Annotated in this window: 17 protein-coding genes and 1 pseudogene; 4 read left to right on the top strand and 14 right to left on the bottom strand. The window is 57.4% G+C overall.

The genetic code is table 11. The annotated features are described in order from the left end of the window. Positions 1-13: 13 nt before the first annotated feature. The 3 genes from SIB64_RS09840 to SIB64_RS09830 form a co-directional block, all read right to left on the bottom strand. Entirely contained in the window at positions 14-655 is a 642-nt protein-coding gene (locus SIB64_RS09840) for a sigma-70 family RNA polymerase sigma factor (RefSeq protein ID WP_413440050.1), read from the bottom strand. 74 nt (positions 656-729) lie between these two features. Beyond that, positions 730-1,581 carry an ATP adenylyltransferase gene (locus SIB64_RS09835; protein WP_413440049.1) on the bottom strand — a complete coding sequence of 284 codons (852 nt, stop codon included), beginning with the start codon at positions 1,579-1,581 and terminating at the stop codon, positions 730-732. Then, positions 1,571-2,545, bottom strand: a complete 975-nt coding sequence (locus SIB64_RS09830) for a SpoIID/LytB domain-containing protein (RefSeq protein ID WP_413440048.1) — start codon at positions 2,543-2,545, stop codon at positions 1,571-1,573. The genes SIB64_RS09835 and SIB64_RS09830 overlap by 11 nt, the downstream gene beginning before the upstream one ends. 68 nt (positions 2,546-2,613) lie before the next feature. Here SIB64_RS09830 and SIB64_RS09825 point away from each other — a divergent pair, with 68 nt between their 5' ends. Continuing rightward, positions 2,614-3,357 carry an SDR family NAD(P)-dependent oxidoreductase gene (locus SIB64_RS09825; RefSeq protein WP_413440047.1) on the top strand — a complete coding sequence of 248 codons (744 nt, stop codon included), beginning with the start codon at positions 2,614-2,616 and terminating at the stop codon, positions 3,355-3,357. Here SIB64_RS09825 and SIB64_RS09820 read toward each other — a convergent pair. Further along, entirely contained in the window at positions 3,339-3,734 is a 396-nt protein-coding gene (locus SIB64_RS09820) for a DUF2237 family protein (protein WP_413440046.1), read from the bottom strand. The genes SIB64_RS09825 and SIB64_RS09820 overlap by 19 nt on opposite strands. Before the next feature lie 112 nt (positions 3,735-3,846). On the opposite strand from SIB64_RS09820, the gene SIB64_RS09815 reads away from it, so the two are divergent. Then, complete coding sequence (locus tag SIB64_RS09815; protein WP_413440045.1) at positions 3,847-4,077, top strand: hypothetical protein; 231 nt, start codon at positions 3,847-3,849, stop codon at positions 4,075-4,077. A 23-nt stretch (positions 4,078-4,100) separates the two neighbouring features. On the opposite strand, the gene SIB64_RS09810 is transcribed toward SIB64_RS09815, so the two are convergent. The 5 genes and pseudogenes from SIB64_RS09810 to SIB64_RS09790 all read right to left on the bottom strand — a co-directional run. Next, positions 4,101-4,373, bottom strand: coding sequence for a DUF4090 family protein (locus tag SIB64_RS09810; protein ID WP_413440044.1), 273 nt, complete (start codon positions 4,371-4,373; stop codon positions 4,101-4,103). Between the two features lie 56 nt (positions 4,374-4,429). Then, a complete protein-coding gene (gene metH / locus SIB64_RS09805) occupies positions 4,430-8,056 on the bottom strand; it encodes a methionine synthase (RefSeq protein ID WP_413440043.1) in 3,627 nt (1,208 codons plus the stop codon). Between the two features lie 54 nt (positions 8,057-8,110). After that, the gene (locus SIB64_RS09800) at positions 8,111-9,025 is read right to left on the bottom strand and encodes a branched-chain amino acid transaminase (protein WP_413440042.1); all 915 of its coding nucleotides are present in this window, start codon (positions 9,023-9,025) and stop codon (positions 8,111-8,113) included. 142 nt (positions 9,026-9,167) lie between these two features. Continuing rightward, positions 9,168-11,129, bottom strand: coding sequence for a SwmB domain-containing protein (locus SIB64_RS09795; RefSeq protein WP_413442973.1), 1,962 nt, complete (start codon positions 11,127-11,129; stop codon positions 9,168-9,170). 693 nt (positions 11,130-11,822) lie between these two features. Continuing rightward, positions 11,823-11,999: pseudogene (locus tag SIB64_RS09790) on the bottom strand (hypothetical protein); the annotation flags it as partial. A 185-nt stretch (positions 12,000-12,184) separates the two neighbouring features. Between SIB64_RS09790 and SIB64_RS09785 the strand changes: the two are divergent. Both SIB64_RS09785 and cobN read left to right on the top strand, forming a co-directional pair. Beyond that, positions 12,185-12,406, top strand: a complete 222-nt coding sequence (locus SIB64_RS09785) for a hypothetical protein (RefSeq protein WP_413440041.1) — start codon at positions 12,185-12,187, stop codon at positions 12,404-12,406. A 219-nt stretch (positions 12,407-12,625) separates the two neighbouring features. After that, the gene (gene cobN / locus SIB64_RS09780; protein ID WP_413442972.1) at positions 12,626-16,369 is read left to right on the top strand and encodes a cobaltochelatase subunit CobN; all 3,744 of its coding nucleotides are present in this window, start codon (positions 12,626-12,628) and stop codon (positions 16,367-16,369) included. Here the strand turns inward: cobN and SIB64_RS09775 are convergent. Genes SIB64_RS09775 through SIB64_RS09755 form a run of 5 tightly spaced genes read right to left on the bottom strand, consistent with a single transcriptional unit; the run spans position 16,359 to position 19,996 of the window. Then, positions 16,359-16,919 carry a hypothetical protein gene (locus tag SIB64_RS09775; protein ID WP_413440040.1) on the bottom strand — a complete coding sequence of 187 codons (561 nt, stop codon included), beginning with the start codon at positions 16,917-16,919 and terminating at the stop codon, positions 16,359-16,361. The genes cobN and SIB64_RS09775 overlap by 11 nt on opposite strands. A 27-nt stretch (positions 16,920-16,946) precedes the next feature. Beyond that, positions 16,947-17,603, bottom strand: a complete 657-nt coding sequence (locus SIB64_RS09770) for a PHP domain-containing protein (protein ID WP_413442971.1) — start codon at positions 17,601-17,603, stop codon at positions 16,947-16,949. Position 17,604: 1 nt separating this feature from the next. Continuing rightward, complete coding sequence (gene hemJ, locus SIB64_RS09765) at positions 17,605-18,177, bottom strand: protoporphyrinogen oxidase HemJ (protein ID WP_413440039.1); 573 nt, start codon at positions 18,175-18,177, stop codon at positions 17,605-17,607. A 35-nt stretch (positions 18,178-18,212) separates the two neighbouring features. Next, positions 18,213-19,700 carry a cryptochrome/photolyase family protein gene (locus SIB64_RS09760; RefSeq protein WP_413440038.1) on the bottom strand — a complete coding sequence of 496 codons (1,488 nt, stop codon included), beginning with the start codon at positions 19,698-19,700 and terminating at the stop codon, positions 18,213-18,215. A 5-nt stretch (positions 19,701-19,705) separates the two neighbouring features. After that, positions 19,706-19,996, bottom strand: coding sequence for a hypothetical protein (locus SIB64_RS09755; protein WP_413440037.1), 291 nt, complete (start codon positions 19,994-19,996; stop codon positions 19,706-19,708). Positions 19,997-20,249 lie beyond the last annotated feature (253 nt).

Raw genomic sequence — 20,249 nt, 5'->3', positions numbered from 1 at the left:
TCGAACGTGATTCTCATGCAGCTGGTTGATACGACGCCAACGCAGGAGCAAGCCGTTGTAAGCCCTGCTTCAGGCGTCGTTGCACGGTCATGGCAGAGGTATTGAGTCTGTTTGCTGCCTGTCTCAAACTTCTCCCCTCGAGGATGACGTGCTGAACCGCCTCCTTTTCCCGATCTGGCAATCCAGAGAGGGCATGCCGAACAGCTGAAGCTCGTTCACGCTGTTGCACAAACTCGAGGTTGTTGGGTTCCTCTCCATGCAGTTCGTCTGTCAGAGGAACCCAGCGATTTTTGTTTCTGTAATCCAGAAGCAACGATTCCTGATCAGAACTAACGGCTGAATTCAGCATTTCCGTACGACGGATCAAGCCTTGAGCCTCCTCCTGGACACGACGCGGAAGTCGAACAAGTCCGACGTGATCACGCAGGTAGTGCAGGATTGCGCCTCGGATGTGAGGCTTTGCAAACGTTGAGAAACGGACCCCCTCCATGTTCCGAAATCGCTGTGCTGCTTTGATCAATCCCAGCATTCCGACCTGGAGCAGATCGTCAGCGTCATGGCCAGTGCGTTGGGCAAACCGCAACGCGATCGGTCGCACGAGCTCCAGGTGTTGACGGATGCGAGCATTTCGCTGCGAGAGGTTGTTTGTGGTCATGGCTTGATCGGGGCGAAAGAGTTGTGCCCTCTAACAAGCGATGACTGACAGAACTGCGTCCTGCATCCGGAAAATCACGGAATCAGGGGTACAACCTCTCTGAGCAGAGCCTCTGGCCCCGCCTGTTCAAGCCACGGCAGATCCGACACGCTGGTACTCAGCAGGTACCCCGCAAAGCCAAGAGCGTTGACACTGAAGCCGTGGACCCCCTCCTGTGAGCGAAGGATCAACGCCATCCACTGTCGGTTGAACAGGATGTTGTAAGGGCGTGCGGGTTGGTCGAGCAGCTCCGGCGTGCCAAGTCCTGCCCTCGAGCAGAGACTCCTGTAAGCATCACCAAGACACTCGGCCGTCAGCATGGATCCCGGCAAGGCCTGCACGACACAACTTGCTCTCAGAGGGTCGCGATCACGATCTGCGGACGGACCGGAATGCTCCAGGAACCATTTCGCCCTTGGACAGATCGGTTCATCTGCGCGACGGGGCAGAAGCTGAAGATGGCGATGGGGTTGACTGGCGCCAGCGGTGGGACCGCTGTTGAAAAACCACAGACCGCTGGTGTCCTGATCGACGTGTGCCACCGCTTGCCAATCGACTCGACCCAACCAGCCGATCTGAGGCGCCCAATCCCTGCTGATCAACAGCATGTGACCGATCTGAACGGGATATTTGTTCAGGATCAAGACATGATGTTTGTCGATCTGGTCCACCTGAAGCCTGAGATCCCAGGGCCGAAAAGGATTCAGCCTCGGCCCTGCAGCGCGCAGATGACGGGGGGGAACTCCCGTGAGATGACGGATCTCAAAGATCACTCCCGCCTCTCCATTCAACGATTCAAGCCGTGTAGCGAGCGGAACGAGAGCTGATGCAGCCAGGGCTGCTTCGCTCTGAGCCAACGCTTGTTGCCAGAAACGCTCAGTCCCCATCAGGCCGCAGTCGTGCCAAGGAAGCACCCCTGTAGTAGCGCCCCAGAATTTCATTGAAACGCAGGCCCTTGGCGGCCAGATCCTGCGCGCCCTGCTGACTCATGCTGGCACCGAGATGGCCGTGGGCTTCAGCGCTGATCTGGCTGTTCGCTGCGTAAAGGCTTTCCACGATTCCGCCCCTGTAACTCAGGATGATGCCACGGGTCGAGGTTGCGGCCTCCAGGGTGCGCTGACTTCGACTTGCTTCGCCACCAAAAACCTGCCAGCGGGTTGTGTCACCCAGGTGGTAGTCCCTGGATGCAGGCCTGGCGAGATGGGCCATCGCGTAGGAGCGGGTCGCAACCGCCTGGGCCTTCAGAGCTTCAAGGTCCCAGCTGCTGGGCATTTCCGCTCCAACCACGGAGGCCACATAGTGTTCCAGATCGAGTTGGTTCACCGCCAGCCAGCCCTGATCGGCGGGAATTAGATCAACATCCTGTCTATAGGTGGAACCATTGATCTGAACCCATCCGCCCCGACAACGGATGGGTCTGCGAGGCTGAGAACGCAACACGAGAGGGAGTCGCATTTTTGGAATCTCTGGACCGTTCAGCTGGCGACAGGTGGTCCCTGGAGCAACGCGAACCGTCTGGACCGGCGCCTTGCTGAAGAGAGCCACGCGAACGGAAAGAGGCACGGACTCAGCTTCCGGAGGAATGATCGGAACCAGCGCCTTCGGTGCAACCGCTCCGACGCTGGACGGCTGCGGTTGCGCTAATCGGGCCTCTGCGTCCGGTGAAGAAGAATCAGCTGAAACCGAATCCGAGTGCGTGTCCTGAAGAAGTTCCTGGAGCGTGAGTGATTCAGCAGTGGTCGCCAGCTGGAGCTCAGGACTTGGTCGACGAGACGCCAGAAGGACAGCGGTTGTCGCCAGACTCGCCAGAAGCAAAACAACAGCTCGACGATGGGGTGGAACCACCGACATCAGGTCCAAACTCGCCGAATCATGACGGAGTCAGAGGCGAAAGCTCCGATCAAAGTGGCAGATCAACGATGACGGCACCGACAAGACCGTCAACCATCAAGGCGTCATGGGAGGGGTTGGCTCTAATCGTTGGAGCTGGTGGCATCGGCTCAGCCATTGCTACACAACTGGCCCAACGCTGCCCGGCTCTCCAGGTTCTGACCTGTGGGCGCGGGGGAGCTCCAGATCAGGATTTGACCCTGAACGTCGAAAACGACGAATCGCTTGCGCGCTTCTGCGAAGCCGTCAGGCAACAGGCTCGCCCTTTGCGCCTTGTGTTCAACTGCAGCGGTCGCCTTCATGGACCAGGCCTGCAACCGGAAAAGCGGTTGCAGCAGGTGAACCGTCGTCAGCTTGAAGAGCAGTTCTCAATCAATGCAATCGCACCACTGCTGCTGGCCAAGGCGATTGAACCGATGTTGAACCGCCACGAGGCTTTTCACTTCGCCAGCCTGAGCGCCAGGGTGGGCAGCATCTCGGACAATCGCAGTGGCGGCTGGTACGGGTATCGCGCTGCAAAGGCCGCACAGAATCAGCTGATTCGCTGCCTCAGCATCGAATGGGCACGCCGTTGGCCGTCGGCCACGGTCACCTTGTTTCACCCGGGAACAACGGATACAGCCCTGTCAAAGCCGTTTCAATCCTTTGTGGCTCCGGAACAACTCTTCAGCCCGGACCGAGCCGCAACCCAGCTGGTTGATCTGCTCCTGGAGCAGACGCCTGCGCAAACAGGTCGGTTTCTGGCCTGGGATGGTCAGGAGATTCCCTGGTAAGCGTGTTCCCTGAGCTGTTCCAGGGTCACGACCAGCAAGGCCGTGTCTTCTGTTGCCTCCAGCCGAACCTTCGGCGCCATGCCGTCCTCATAGGCCTGCTTCCAGCGAGGTGCGCAAACACACCAATGGTCTCCTGGTTTCAGCCCTGGAAATTGGAAAGCGGGCATGGGGGTGGAGAGATCGTTTCCCTGCGCCTTGCTGTAGCGGAGAAAGGCTTCAGTCATCACGCAGCAGATGCTGTGCTGGCCGCGATCAGCGGCGTCCGTTTCGCAAAAACCATCGCGATGCCAACCGGTCATTGGTTTACATCCACACACCAAAAGAGGCTCACCGAAAACGTTGCGAGCGGTGGCGCTGACCTGATTAATGCTGGTCATCCTGAAGGCCTAAATCCAGGGGAGTCTGCCGAAGGAGTGGCACATTTTGACGACAGATGGTTGACGGACCCCTAGGGGAAGGCGTTAAAGGTCAGTGAGTTATGTCCCCCCGATGGATTGGGAGTTCACGGAAGACGCCGCTTTTCTGGCGCTCTGCGACGCGTTTCGCGAGAGCGGCGAAACGTCAGCGATCGAGTTCCTAGCCAACGGTGAAGGGGCCTTTCATTTCCAGGATCTGGCGCAGAACGCGGCTGGAGAAGGCCTCGATCTCAGCGAATCCAGCGCACTGGAATCGTTTCAGCAGGAAGTGATTGAAACCATGGAGAAGCTCTGCCAGGACTGACAGGCAGAACTTCTCCATCGGGGTTAGCTGAAATAAAAGGCGATCTCTTTGTCCTTGAGGCCGTCCCAGCCGGCTTCAATCAAGCGTTGGTTCAGCGTGGCCTGGTCGAAGTGCTTAGCGCCGGTCTTAACGACTCTGTTGCGCATTGATTTCAGAACGCCGCTTCGAGCCCGCTGACTCTCCAGTTCCATCACCTCCCTGTAGAGGGCCAGCTTGTCTGCAGGAATCGGAGAGCCATCAAGGTCGACCCCCGATTGAATGGCGGAATCAACACCGTCGGGTCCAGCAATCGCCATGTACAGCCTTTGAAACCGACCAGGCTATGGCGCCTGGATGCCGCACTGAGAATCGATCAAGCGCTGAAGTAACGGGCCTTGCTGTGGATGGCGACCAATGCGGTTGTGCTCTGCTCTGGGGAGAGTTGATCACTGGCATCCATTGTCAGACCGATGCGTCCTGCATCCAGCCAATCCAGTTGCTGACGAGAATCCGCCACGTTCGGACAGGCTGGATACCCGAAGGAATAGCGGCTGCCGCGATAGCGCTGGGCCAGAACGTCGCGAAGCGACATCTCAGCAGGATCGGCGAAGCCAAGCTCCCGGCGGATCCGTGCATGCACCCACTCCGCCAGCGCTTCTGCCATCTGGACCGCTAGGCCATGGAAATAAAGGTAATCGCTGTACTGATCGGATTTGAACAGCTCCTGAGCTACCTCACTGGCCTTATCTCCCATCGTCACAGCCTGCATGGGCAGCACATCGGTCGGACGATCGTCAGCCGGTAAGTCCTGGAAGAAATCAGCGATGCAATAGCGATTCCCCGCGCGTTGGCGCGGGAGATCAAAGCGACCGAGTTGCGTGGAGCCTTGAAGATCGAACACGCGCAGGGAATTTCCATCACGGCCGACTGGGAAGTAGCCATAGGCAACCCTTGGGGTGAGTAACCGCTCCGAGAGACACCTGTCAATCCATTGCTGCAGGACGGGCTCAGCCTTTTCCTCCAGTAGGGCCTGGTAGTCGTCCCGGGATTGCTTCTGCGTCTTGCGGATCTGCCACTGACCGGCGAACAGAGCATTGCGATCGAGATAGGGGAACACCTGATCGAGGGCAATCTCTTTCTCGTCCAACAGAGCTGCTCCAAGGAAGGGTGGGACGACAGCCGGCTCAGCCGGCACAGCTTCAGAGCGTTCTGTGCTCACAACAGCGGGCACCGTTGGCGGTGCTGCGGCGGCGACGTCTCCCTTGGCGTCGTTATCTGGAGAGCTGGGCTCATGATCGTCATCGAGCCCGACACCAGCGGGTGCGCCGTTCAGAAAACCAGCCTGATTGCTCCAGCTGTCCTGGTTCTTGGCCTCCATCAGGGCATCCATGAAGCGAAGATCCGCGAAGGCATCCCGGCCATAGACCACCTTGCCGTTGTAGGCGGCTCGACAATCCTTCTGTACAAAGCGGGGGGTCAGGGCGGCACCACCAAGAATCACCGGCACATCAATCCCGGCATCGTTGAAGGCTCCTAGGTTGTCCTTCATGAAAGCCGTGGATTTCACGAGCAGACCACTCATGGCGATGCAATCCGCCTGATGCTCATGCTGCGCCTCAATGATCGCGTCACAACTCTGCTTGATACCGAGATTGACGACCTCGTATCCATTATTGGTGAGGATAATGTCGACCAAGTTCTTGCCGATGTCATGGACATCGCCTTTCACGGTGGCGATTAAGAACTTGCCCTTGCTGCTGCTCTCCCCCTCCATCTTCTCCATGTGCGGTTCCAGATAAGCCACCGCTGATTTCATGGTCTCTGCGCTCTGCAGCACGAAGGGAAGCTGCATCTGGCCACTGCCAAACAGCTCACCCACCACCTTCATGCCATCGAGCAGGAAGGTGTTAACGATCTCCAACGGTTGATGGGTTTGGAGACCTTCATCGAGAGCAGGTTCAAGCCCGATGCGTTCACCGTCGATAATGTGTTGCTTGAGGCGCTCCTCAATCGGCATATCAGCCAGTGAAGGACCTGATGCACGAGCCTCTTTGGTGCTGACCCCCTCGAACAGTTTGGTCAGTTCAGTGAGCGGGTCATAGGTGCAGATCCCATCGTCAAAACCACGGTTGTCATTGATCAGGTCACGACATACTTTCTGATGGTCGTCACTGATTTTGATCAGCGGCAAGATCTTGGCCGGACTGACAATCGCTGCATCCATGCCGGCCTCGCAACAGTCATGCAGGAAGACCGAGTTCAGAGTGATCCGCGCTGCGGGTGAAAGACCGAAGCTCACATTGCTCACCCCCAGGACCACATGCACACCGGGGAGGTTGTCGCGAATCATCCGGATGGCATCAACGGTCGCCTTGCCGTTAAGGCGATCCTCCTCAATGCCGGTGGAGATGGGCAAAGCGAGTGGGTCGTAAAAGATTTCACGGGCCGGGATGCCGAACTCCAGTGCATCGCGATAGGCCCGCTGAGCGATCGCGAACTTTTTCTCCGCTGTGCGGGCCATCCCATCCTCATCAATGGTGCCCACCACAACGCCCGCGCCATAACGGCGCGCCAATTCCAGAACCTTGAAAAAACGCTCGTCGCCGTCCTCGTAATTGGTTGAATTGAGGATGCACTTGCCACCGGCCACCTTGAGGCCCGCTTCCATCTTCTGCCACTCGGTGGAATCAAGCATGAGCGGCAAATTGACGTTCGTGACCAAACGACTCACAAGGTTGTGCATGTCCTGCTCACCGTCACGACCCACGTAGTCGACATTCACATCGAGCACGTGGGCGTTCTCTTTCACCTGACCACGGGCCACAGACACCAGGCCATCCCAGTCCTCCTCGGCAAGCAATTCGCGCACCTTTCGGCTTCCACTGGCATTGAGCCGTTCACCGATGATCAGGAACGAATTGTCCTGCTGGTAGGGGGTGACGCCGTAAATGGAGGCGGCGGCGGGTTCATAGTTCAGTGAAGGCCGCACTGTTTCGGCCTCGGCCAGGCGCCTGGCGGAGCGTTCCGCCGGGGTGAGTTCAGAGGCCAGCTCCGCCAGGGCTCCGATGTGGGCCGGCGTTGTGCCGCAGCAACCACCGATCACCTGCACACCGAGATCTTCAACAAAGTGCATCAGCTGCATCTTCAGCTCGATTGGTGTGAGCCGGTAATGAGCCACACCCCCGACGTTCTCAGGCAGGCCGGCGTTAGGGATGCAACTCACCGTGAATGGTGAATGCTCGGAGAGATAGCGAATGTGTTCCTTCATCTGCTCCGGGCCGGTCGCGCAGTTCAGGCCGAGGATGTCGATCGGAAACGGTTCGAGGATCGACACCACGGCTGCAATGTCGGTGCCGACGAGCATGGTGCCGGTGGTTTCCATCGTCACCGACACCATCAAGGGCCGGCGTTCTCCTGCAACCGCAAAAGCCTCTTCAATCCCCTGCAGCGCTGCCTTGATCTGCAAAACGTCCTGACAGGTTTCAACGATGAAGAGATCGACGTCTCCTGCCAGCAATCCCTCCGCCTGTTCGCGGAAGGAGGCGCGCATCGTGTCGAAATCGATGTGTCCCAGGGTGGGCAACTTGGTGGTGGGACCCATCGAACCCGCCACAAAACGCGGTTTATCGGGTGTGCTGTACTCATCTGCCATTTCACGAGCCAGTTCCGCCGCCCGTCTGTTCAGTTCGAAGGCATCGGCCTCGAGCCCGTATTCCGCCAAAACAATCGATGCGGCACCGAAGGTGTCGGTTTCGATCACATCACAACCCACTTCCAGAAACTGCCTGTGAACCGCCTTTACGGCATCGGGCTTAGTAACAGCAAGGTTCTCGTTGCAGCCCTCGAGATCAGCACCCCCAAAATCGTCGGCGCTCAACTCCAGGCCTTGAAGGCTGGTCCCCGTCGCACCGTCAAACACGAGCACGGGTCGCTTCGGACTATGGAGATAGTCGAGAAAGCGTGAGGCGGTGACCTGTGCCTTCGACTGCGTCACCGTCATGAATACCCTGAGCTCGAGCTGTCCTCCAATCCTAAGAAAAGCTCAAACTGAACTTCAGTTCAGTGGAACGCGCGTCACCCAGTGTTCATAAGCCGAATCACGGCCTTCTGTAATCGCCACCAGCCGCTCCTTCAGGGCTTTCATCATGGGGCGAGTGCTGTTCAACACCGTTGATTCGATCTGACGAATTGGGGTGATCTTGGCGGCCGTGCCCGTGAGAAACACCTCATCGGCGATGAAGAGCTCAGTTTTGTCCACGGGCCGTTCCACCACTGAAATATCCATCGCCTTGGCCAGCTCGATCACGCTGGCACGGGTGATTCCTTCAAGGATGTCCTGATCAACACCCGGGGTGATCAACTCTCCATCCCGGACGATGAACAGATTCATACCGCTGGCTTCGCTGATCTTTCCGCGACTGTTCAGCAACAGCGCTTCATCGAAACCGCTCTGGACAGCTTCTGTTTTGGCAAGCGAACTAGTGATGTACGCCCCGGAGATCTTGCCGCGCAATGGCAAGGAACGATCTTCCTGTCTGGTCCAGCTGCTGATTCGGCAACTGACACCCTCGGGGGAGAGATAGTCACCCAGGGGTAGGCCGTAGATGAGGAAATCCGTCTCAATCTGATGAAGTCGGGGCGCAATCCCGAGATCACTGGTGTAAACGAACGGTCTGAGATAAATCGGCTGATCCGGCTTGTTCGCCCTCAGCATTGAGGTGAGCGCTTCAAGGATTGTGACTTCGCTCAGATCGGTCAGCAACAACCGAGCGCTCTGACTGAGACGTCGAGCATGACGATCAGCTCTGAACAGCAGCATGGTGTCGTCGTGCTGCGGGTCGGGGATGGCTCGCATGCCCCCAAAGGCTCCGGTGCCGTAGTGGAGAGCATGGGTGGCAATCGAGATCCTGGCGTCCTCAAACGGAACGCACTGGCCCTGGAACCAGGCGTAGGGCAGGAACTGATGCATCGCAGACGGGCCCAGTGGCTCTGTGCTTCAGAGGATAAGAGACCAGGGGGTAAACATCAGTTGTAGCAAGGGATCTAAGAGATCATGAACCGTGGGCAACAGCGGATCAAACCAAAAAACAGGATCCGAAGCGATGGACCGATTATTCAGATCCCAGCTTCGGGAGTGCATCAAGCAATTGCTCTGGTGTGATGTCGGTGTTGAGGAGAGTGGTGTTGATGCCGTTGCTGGGATCCAGGAGGAGCAATTGATCGGGCTGGGGCTGGCTGATGCTGAGCTTGATCGTGCGTTTTGCTGAGCTGGTGGGTGGCAGCGTGATGCGATCAGCGTCGAGCAGATTGAAATCCAGGATCTGATCGTTGCCGGATGAAAGCCTGAACAGATCGGCACCGCTGCCGCCACTGAGGCTGTCGTCGCCCTTGCCGCCATCGAGGCTGTCGCGCTGCGGACCGCCAAGGAGCTGGTCATTGCCGGAGCGTCCTTTGAGGCGATCATCGCCGCTGCCGCCACTGAGGCTGTCGTGATCCAGGCCACCCTTGAGGCGATCAGCGCCTGAGCCACCGCGGAGGCGATCATCGCCGGCCAATCCCCGCAGGGTGTCATCACCATCGACACCTTTGAGGATGTCGTCTGCTGGGCTGCCGATGATTTGATCGGAACAGGAGCTACCAAGCAGCAGCGTGAAGCGATCGCGCTGGGATTCGCTGATGGCGTTGCCTGCCTCGGGGTCACAGGCGGAGCCGGGTCGCGCCGCTGGGGCTGGTAGTGGTGTTGGTGTTGTTGGTTCAGGTGTGGGTCGGGGAGATTCCTTGGTTGGTTGGCTCAGGGCTGCAACGGCACCCGGTGAGAGCGGAGCGGGAATGGGTGTTGTTGTTGGTGTTGGTGTTGGTGTTGGGAGTGGAGCGGGCAGCAGCGTGGCTGGATCGATCACGGTGGAGTTGTTCTCGACGATCAGCCCTTGAATGGCGATGGCATCGTTGCCATGGATGTCTTGAATGGCGAAGCGGTCATCGGCAACGGTGGGATCGCGGTAATTGAGCAGAAGCGCTTGGCCATGAAACAAGGGAGCAGAGAGGCCCAGGCGTGCGGTGCTGCCAGCTAGGGAGAGGGAGGAGAAAGCGGAGCGCACCCCATCCACCGCGAGTGAAAACGCGGAAGCGGGAGGAGCAAGAGGAGAGAGGGTGTGGTCGTAGCTGAGGGAGACAACCCGCCCATCAGCAGATGTCACCGCAGCGTTGATCGATGGTGGCGTGCCGGGAAGCGTGGAGCGGTTCTGAACGGGGAAGCGTGCAAAGGAGGCGAGATCGTTGCCGGAGGCATCCCCAATGCTCAGCTCATTGCGATCGTTGTTGCTGGAGCGATCGGTGTAGGCGAGAGCAACGGTTTGATCGTTGCTGATGCTGCGCGTCAGGCTGAGGGTGAGTTCGCCGCCACGGGTTGTGGCATCGATAACAGGAATGGATTGACCATCCACATCAACAACAAAGGCAGCTGATACATGCCTTGAAGTGGAAGCCAAGGGTTCATTGAATTTGAGAATTAAGGAGAGAGCATCGCTGGAGACAACAGCGGATCGGAGCTCGGGAGGGGTGGAATCAGCATCGTCATCACCAGATGGTGTTGGTGTTGGCGAGGGAGCGGGAGTTGGAACGGGTTGCGATAACTGAATGATCTGAATTGCTTGATCACCATTGGACGTGATCAGCGCATAGGATTTCGAATCGATGGTGAACGGAATGGCATCAACAGCTGTGGCAAGTCTTGAAAAGGTCGCGCCTTCTAAATCCTGACTGCCATCAGCAATGCTGCTGTCATAATAAAATTTCCCTAATCGTCCTGTACCAGGATTCAATTCTGTTGGTTTGAATTCAACAAATTCAACGCGGTTCGATCCACTTTTGCTGTTGGGTAGAATCACATAATATTTGCCATCAACCTCAGTAAGCGCAATCTGACTAACCCCTTCAAGAAACGAATTGCTGTCATCCGGCAACAAAGCATCCAGATAATCAGAAGGATTGGAAGGGTCCGTGTAGTCATAAATTGCAAGGGCAGGTTGGGACTGCGTGTGACCGGGGTCATCATCTGTTGATACAACAGCCACATACCGCTTCGTACCTAAGGTTCCAACAGCAACCCCTGAAGCTACACGCCCAGGCCAACAATTTGGGTTGTTTGCTTTCTGAAGTGAATTTTCTGAAGGATTAAATTCAAAGGGCTGATACCATGTTGAGGTTCCACTGCAAGCACTTTCAGCTTCTTGCGATGTAACAAGAGCATAGGCCTTACCACTCTCAGAGAATGTTTTGATGTCCCAAGCATCGCTCAATTTGTTGGTATTACCACTATCCTCAATCTCGGAGACCAGCGCAGATGTATCGTTTCCATTGTTGCCATCAATGAGATTGTCGAAGTCATAAACTTGCAGAAATCCTTTGTCGTCAGTATTGCGATTACCAGTTGTAAATAAATACGTTTTTTCACCTAACTGCTGTAAAGCAAGGCCTCTCGCGTTTTTAAATTGTGTTTTGTTAGAACCGTGAAAAGAATCATCCCCATCCTGAATCTGCAGAATTACGCTGGGGGATGTGGCCGTGATATTTCCATCGTTGTTTGTAAGCTTGACAATCGTGATCCCGCCCTTGCTATTGACAGTACCAAGGTTTTGAGAAATCACCGCATAGGGAACAGAACCGACAACTGCCGTTGCGACATCAAAAGAACCGTTTAGTAATTCCCAGTTACTGGAAGGATTGTCATTATCACCAGTCTGAAGATCAGTTTTTTCGACAATTTTAGTTGGGCTGCTCGGATTAGAGATGTCAACAACAACAAATCCTCCTGAGGCCTGATCTGTTTGATATTTGGTAACGACGGCATAGGTTGCCGATGCATACTCAAAAACAGAAGCCTGATAGGCTTTGGGAATTGAATTTGAAGATGTAGATCCTGCTGCCTGGCGAACAAGGGCCATCGACGTTTATCTATTGTCTTAATAATACTACAAATCAGTTCATTTGAACCTAAAAGCTTGAAATCAAAGCTAAGAGCCAATAGATCATCGGTATCGAATCACGAATTGATCAACTGGCAGCCGGCTCAAAAAACAGGTATCTCATAAAAAATACTGCCACCAAATCTAACAAGCATCCCCTAAAAGTGAATACAAAGTCTTCAAGCAAGAATTCCTTAAATTGGAACGACGAAAACCTTGGAACGACGAAAACCCATCCGCCTACCCATCATTTAATTGATCCGGGTGTGACCGGACAAGTCATCAATCACCAAACCATCAACAAACAGGATTTTGATATTGATGATGAAGAGGTGCTTCCAAATGACAAGAGACTTCCAATTGAAGCTGACATGTCTGATCACTGATGCAAACCCGTCAAGCATCAGCGAACAAAGCATTGAACCTGGTCATCGTCAGCACTGATCCTGCTGAACAACGCCTGAAGCACTACTTGAGAACAGCAAAACAAGGCCATTTTTCACTACAGCAACAACCAAGTTTGAAACAGTGCAGAGAGCCCTCAGCAAGCTGTTATTGGCAAGGTGTGTCCGGCCAGCCAGACCCGTGATGGGGAGAATGGCGGCATGCACCGCCTCGCCAGTTGCCCAGGGCTTGACCCTCCAGAGGATGTGGTGCTCATCGAGCAACCGCCTGCTGACGTGTTGCTGCTCTCTAGCGCCGGCACCGACCTCAGCACCCTGGAAAGTTGTCTGCAAGAACCGCGGCATCACGCCTGGGTCGATCGCATCCGGGCATTGGAGTTGCCACAGCTCAGCCACCCCGCCCAGGTGGATCACTATCTGCGCAGCACCGCGCAGCAGTCCCGGCTGATCGTTGTGCGCCTGCTCGGCAGTCGAGGCCACTGGAGTTATGGATTCGAACGTCTTCAGGCGTGGCAGAGGGCTCAACCGAAACGCCACCTGCTGGTTCTGGCCGGGACCAGTGATCAGAACGCTGTTCTGCATGGCCTCGGGTCCATCAGCATTCCCCTGGCGGATCGTCTGGCGGCCCTGCTTCGGGAAGGCGGTGAACAAAACATGGGCGAACTGCTGATCGCACTCGAGCAGCTCCTGAGCGGGGTGGAGCCCCAGCCCGAAGCAGTGGGCCTGCATCGCCTGGCTGACCCCCTTCCCTGGGACTGGCAACGCGATCCGGGCCCTCGGATTGGCGTCGTGCTCTATCGCGCCCTGCTCCAATCGGGCGATCAACATCTGGCCCATGCCCTGGTTCAGGCGTTGCGTGCCCACGGCCTCTGTCCGCGCCTGCTCTGGGTCAGCAGCCTGCGCGACCCTGCCGTGCAGTCAGGTGTTGCGGACCTGCTGCAGGCTGAACAGGTCAGCGTGGTGATCGCGGGGACGTCCTTTGCCTCCGTACGCCAACAGGAGGCTGGGCTCGGCAGCCCGCTCTGGGAGAAGCTTGATCGGCCCGTGCTGCAAATGCTCACCAGCTCCCAACCGCGCGAGCGTTGGCACGCCAGCAGCCGCGGACTGGATCCCCTGGATCTCTCGCTTCAGGTAGTGATGCCAGAACTGGATGGACGCATCACCACACGGCCCTGCGGCTTTCGCCAACGGCGCTCGGACCAGATGCAGTTGTCGACAGCCGTGCCGCAGCTGGAGCCCGACCCCATCGGCATCGAATGGCTGGTGGAGCACTGCGAACGGTGGGTCGATCTGGAGCAGACGCCAACCGGCCAACGATCCATGGCCCTGGTGCTGGCCAACTATCCCGTCCGTGATGGACGCCTGGCCAACGGCGTGGGGCTCGACACACCCGCCAGCTGCATCTCGATCCTGCACTGGCTTCAAGCGTCCGGTCACGATCTCGGCGAGGAGCTCTTACCGGCAAACGGAGCTGAGCTGATGCAACAGCTGCTCAGCGGACGCACCAACGATCCCGAAAGCTTCTATCGCAAACCCCTGGCTCATCTTCCGGTCGACACCTACAACCACTGGTGGACAAGCGTTCCGCTGCAGGCCCGCACGCGGATCGAAGCCCGCTGGGGATCGCCCGATCAGGCCTGTGATCGTGATCCACAGGGCTTTCCGATCCACGGCTTGCGGTTCGGACGCGTGGTGGTTCTGATTCAGCCCGACCGGGGCTACGACCCTGATCAGATCGCCGACCTACATTCGCCCGATCTGCCACCACCGCATCGCTACCTCGCCCAGTACCGCTGGCTGCGAGAGATCCATGGAACGCAGCTGCTGGTGCACGTGGGAAAACATGGCAGCGCTGAGTGGTTGCCCGGCAAAGGGGTAGGACTCAGTGCGGGGTGCGGCCCACAGCTGGCGTTGGGAGCGATCCCTCACCTGTATCCGTTCATCGTTAACGACCCAGGCGAAGGATCCCAGGCGAAACGGCGTGGTCAGGCCGTGATCCTCGATCACCTCACGCCTCCGCTGGGTCGAGCCGGACTGCACGGCCCGCTGCAACAGCTTGAAGCACTCCTGGATGAACTGGTGGAGGCGCGCGAGTTGGGTGGCCAGCGATCCGCGTTGTTGGAACGGCAGATCCTCGAAACACTGCAGTCGATGAACTGGCCAGGGCTACCCGCCCTGGAAGGCTTGGATGCACGCCCAGACCAGCGTCAGGCCTGCCTTGATGCGGCGGAGACCTACCTCTGTGAACTCAAGGAAGCCCAGATACGAACCGGGCTGCACCGTTTGGGCCAACGGCCAGAACCCAAGGCGGAACAAGAATTACTGATCGCTCTGGCCCGGCCACCGGTGGGCGAAACTGCCGGGCTAACCCAGGCGATGGCCGCAGCACTCGGGCTTGGCTTCGATCCCTGGCAGCAGGAAGACGGCGAACCGCTTGACCAGGCAGATCAGCAACGGCTGCAACAACTGGGCTGCCCAAAGACCCGCCGCATCGGCGATGGCACCGCCTGGCTGGAGGAGCAGGCTCTACTTCTGGTTGAAGCCCTGCTGGGCTCAACGTCGGATCCAGCCGAACTACATCAAGAGCTGCAGGATTGGATCCAGCAAGCACCGCAGGATCCTTCGCTAGAAAAACTCCAGAAGGAGCTTTGGCCAGCACTGAGCCGCTGCGCTGAGGCGGAACGCCAGGGGTTTCTCAAGGTGGCCGGCGCTGGCCGACTCCCCGCAGGTCCATCCGGAGCACCAAGCCGTGGGCGACCAGATGTGCTGCCCACCGGGCGCAATTTCTATTCGGTCGACTTAAGGGGCTTGCCCACCGAAGCCGCGTGGGATCTGGGCCGCCGCTCCGCGGAGCAACTGCTTGATCTTCACCTGCTGGAGGAGGGAGAACCGCTGCGCCACCTTGCTCTTTCGGTTTGGGGGACCGCAACGATGCGCAACGGCGGCGAAGACATTGCCCAGCTGCTTGCCTTGATGGGCATTCACCCTGTGTGGGATGGCCCGACGCGGCGGATGGTGGATCTCGAGGTGATTCCCCTGAGCCTGCTGGGCCGGCCTCGGGTGGATGTGGTGCTGCGCATTTCCGGCTTGTTTCGCGATGCCTTCCCCCAGTTGGTGGGCTGGGTGGATCAGGCGCAGCAACGGGTGGCGGCACAACCAGAGGACGCTTCGCTCAATCCTCTGGCCGCACTCACCCGTGAGCAGGGCCCTCAGGGAAGGATTTTTGGATCCGCCCCTGGGGCTTATGGCGCCGGCCTACAGGCCCTGATCGACAGTGGTGCCTGGGACAGCCGGGACGATCTGGGTGAAGCTTTCCTGTGCTGGAGCGCCTGGCGTTATGACAGCGAAGCGGAGCCGAAAGCTGACCGACATGGGCTTGAAGCAGCGCTCAAACCGGTGCAGGTCGTCTTGCACAACCAGGACAACCGCGAACACGATTTGCTCGATTCCGACGACTACTACCAATTCCAGGGTGGCCTTTCTGCAGCCGTTGAGAAGAGTTCAGGATCGAAACCCGCCCTTTGGTTTGGCGATCATTCCCGGCGCGAGCGGCCGCGTCTGCATCGCCTCGAAAAGGAACTCGACAAGGTGATGCGAAGCAGGCTGCTCAACCCGCGCTGGATCGATGGAATGCAGCAACATGGGTACAAGGGAGCGTTTGAAATGGGCGCCAGCCTCGATTACCTGTTTGCCTACGACGCTGCAACAGATCGTGTTCCCGACTGGTGTTACGGGGCACTCTGCGAAATCTGGCTCAACAATCCAGTCACCCTGGAGTTTCTGATCAACAACAACCCGTGGGTGCTGCGGGATATGGCCGAACGCCTGCTCGAAGCGAGTGGCCGCGGCTTATGGACCGGGGCCAGTAACGAACAATGTCTGCGTCTGCGCGAACTAGTGCAGGACAGCGAAGCCCGGATTGAGCGGGGCGGCCTCAGCTGTTGAGATCCTTCACCATGTCGCGGAATGGATCAATCGAACCAGGGGCTGAGGATCTTGCGGTCGTGGATGTATTGGATGTGGGAGCTTGCTTAGGCTTCAGTTCCTCTTTCCGAGCCATTGGTGCTGCATTGGCCTGCATCGGAACGTTCACACCGCTGACCGCACCCCCCTTTAAACGCTGTTTCATCTCGGCGGTGCTGACCTGCTCCGCGAAGGTCTTCTTCACGGGCTTGGGAACGCCACCCGTGACGGATGTCGTCACATCCTTCTGAACCGCACCTCCGAGGCCATCAGTGCGGCGAGTGAGCTGTTGGGTTTCAGCATCAACCTCAATTACCCGTTCCTTCGTGCCTGGGGAATCAGCTGTACCAGGGAAAGTGCGGCGGATCGTCTTTGATTCCCGCATGTAATCGACATTCCCCATGCTGGAGGAGGAATCAGCGTCGAGGAAGAACGCTTCAGGCTTCTCCTCCTTGGAACTCCGTGGCTGGATCGGCGAAGACTTCTCAGAACCCTTCATCAATTTGTTGAGGAGTCGATCAAAGAGGGCCATGCCGATCGGTTACATCGTGGGTTGAATTTAGCGGCCACCCAGATCCATTCCGTGGCTGTCCGTGCCACAAGTACGTAAAAGGCCAAGATCGGCAAGTTGTGAATCGATCGCTTCGCAGATCAACGGACTCGGTCGCCAGCTGGGATGCATGTCGTAGTCATACCAGGCTTCACCACCGTCGATACCAAGATCGGCAGCAGCAGCGATCAGTTCTGCATGGCCGAGCCTGTAGCGGGCGGGATGGGCCAACACCGCCAGACCGCCAGCGCGATGAATTGCGGAGACCACCGCCTCAATCCGCAAGGCCTCTCCAACCGGCGCATCACCTCGGCCATAGGACTGGAGCGCTGGGTGGTTGAGCTCAAAGCCAAGGGCCAGAACATGAACCAGACATCCTGAAAGGAGACAACTGATCTCCATCCCACTCCAAAGGGTGGGCACCTTGTCACCGTTATCCCTGCGCTGCTTCAACCAGGCATGCATCGGAGCATGGGCCAGCACACTGTGATGGTCCGTGACGGCGAGATGACTCAGGCCACGGTCTGAGGCCTGTTCAATGAGTTCGAGGGGCTCAAGGCTGCCGTCGCTGCAGACGGTGTGGCAGTGAAAGTTGAAGTCGGCAGGACAGCTAAGGGGTCCGACCTGTTCCAACACTGCAGCAAGGGGGTGTTTGGAGGATCCCATTTCAAGTTCCTGCAGCGGCTTCACGCCTCAGGCGTCGCCAACGGGCATAGAACTGAATCGAACCCGCCATGAACACCACCAGAGCCACCATGAACCAGGTCGCTGCTCCAGTGGGGAACTGATTTTTGAACACCACCAGCATCACCACAAGCACGAGCATCAACGTCGGCAGTTCATTCAACGCACGCAATTGCCGCCCCGACCATTGACATTCGCCACGCTGCAGCTGCCCCATCAGGCGATAACAAAGCCAGTGATAAGCCAACAATCCCGCCACCAGTGCGAGCTTCACATGCATCCAACCCTGTTGAAGCCAGCCTGGCTGGCAGACCAACAATCCGACGGCCATGCTCACAGCAACCGCCATGCCGGGGGTGGTGATGATGTTCGCCAAACGGCGCTCCATCAAGGCGTATTGGTCTCGAAAGGGTCCCTGAACAGCGGCATCAAGCTCCTCCACTTCCACGTGGTAGATGAACAGGCGAACGAGATAGAACAAGCCGGCGAACCAGACCACCACACCAACGATGTGCAGCGTCTTGAACCAGAGATAGGCCTCAGCAGTTAGCGCCATGACGAATGTCGATCCCTCTCGACCCTACGAAGCGCTCATCCCAGGCCGTCAAGAAACTCTCGACTGCGCTTCAGGTGGGCATCAAGCGTTTCCGGTGCCATCCGATCCAGATTGCGCGCCATCATCGCCAGTCGATACTGACCCCGGAAAAATGTTTCGTGGCGTTTGATAAACGACCAGAAAAGGGCATCCCAGGTGCTGCACCAATCACCCTTCCGATAATCAGACATTTTTCGCACATAATTCGAGCCGGATAGATAGGGCTTGGTTGTGAAAATGCCGCCATCAGCAAACTGACTCATTCCATAAACATTTGGCACCATCACCCAGTCGTAGGCGTCCACAAACAGTTCCATAAACCAGAGATAGACTCGGTTGGGGTGGAAACCACAGAGCAACATCAGATTGCCGAGCAACATCAGCCGTTCGATGTGATGGCAGTAACCGGTTTGCAACGCATGGGCGATCGCATCGTCAATCGGTGCCAGACCTGTTGTGGCTGTGTAGAAAGCGTTTGGAATCGGTTGATCATCAAAATTCCAGAAATTACTGGTGCGCATGCGGCCGCCAAAACGGCGATACATGACGGCCATGAATTCACGCCATCCCACGATCTGCCGTACAAATCCTTCGAGCGAATTCAGAGGAACATCACCGGCATCGGCACGCTGAAGGGTTCGATCAAGAACCTGCTGGGGCGTGAGCAGGCCAATATTCAGCATCGGTGTGAGCACGCCATGCCACATCACACGATGGGTTTGGCTGATCGCATCTTCGTAGGCACCAAAATCAACGAGTCGCTTTTCGAGGAAATCATCCAGCCAGCTCTCCGCCTGCTCATGGGTGACGGGATAGGCAAAAACGTCCGTTGACCCGATTCCTGGCAGGCCCTCGCCAAGCAGGTCTCGCTGATGGGATTGGAGGTCATCCGTCAGTGGGAGCCCAGGTTCTGCCGGCACTGCAATGCCCTTTGGCAGTTTCTTGCGATTGTCTGCATCAAAACTCCAGCGGCCTCCGAGCGGCCCGCCGTCCGGATCGAGAAGCAACCCGAGACGACGGCGCTGCATTTCATAAAAACGCGCCATGGACGGTTTTTTGCCGGTCGCGACCTGCTCGTCGATAACGTCGAGGGGCGTCAGGAGCATCGGGGTCGGCACCACTTGGAGCACGGCCTGATGGGATGTGATCGCAGCACGAAGCCTCCGTTCGAGGACGTCATCCACGGGATCGGAGAGATGGAAGCTTCGATACCCGGCTCTCAAAAGCAATTCCAGATGGCCGGTCGTATCCGCCGCTTCGTGATGACGTTGCACCAGAACCGTGCAACCCGCCGACCGCAACCGATCGGCATAGGCCTGCATCGAAGCGCGATGCAGCAAAAGCTTTCGCCAGTGCACGCGTTGCGGCCACTGCGGGTCCGTTCCAAAGAACAGAGGGTCTTCGATCAGTGCAACATCACGTCCCGGTTGAACAGCCGGATGGCTGGCGAACAGCTGATGCGGATAGACAAGCGTGATCTGCATGGCGATCAACCGGTTTCACCGGCAAGTCGACAAGCCCGCTGGCCAAGCGCCGTGGCGTAGCCGCGATCCACTAGTCCCGCACGAGGGCTGAGCACACCCGCTCGACAGTCCATCACCACCTTTTCTCGATGCCCCTGTTGGTCATCGAGACGCAGCACAAGCTGCCAGTGGTTCTTGGCGCTTCGGGTGATCCCGTCAGCACAGACAGGCCCCGTGCAAAGCCCCGGCGCAGCAACTGCAGAGGGGATGAAGATCATCGAGATCAGGACGACCGTGCTGATCAGAAACCGAGCCATGTCTTCCGCGTGTCAAGCTCCGCACTCTGGCTGGAACATCGCCAATTTGTGAAAGCAGTGCTGCTGAACTGCGTCGCCAGAAATGGAATACACGAATTGCACGACGCCTTGTCTTCTCAACCTGAGAACGAATGACGGCTCATGAGATCCACGTAATGAGATCTTCCAAAAAAAGGATCCAACAAAATACGGCCTGCAATAGTTTGCAAGCCGATGAAATAGACTAATTATTTGACAACGTGTGTACAACTGC

Source organism: Synechococcus sp. MIT S1220, from assembly GCF_047303025.1.
In the GTDB taxonomy this organism is placed as follows: domain Bacteria; phylum Cyanobacteriota; class Cyanobacteriia; order PCC-6307; family Cyanobiaceae; genus Parasynechococcus.
The sequence above is the reverse complement of the archived record's forward strand: the minus strand, read 5'-3'. Positions and strand labels throughout refer to the sequence as shown.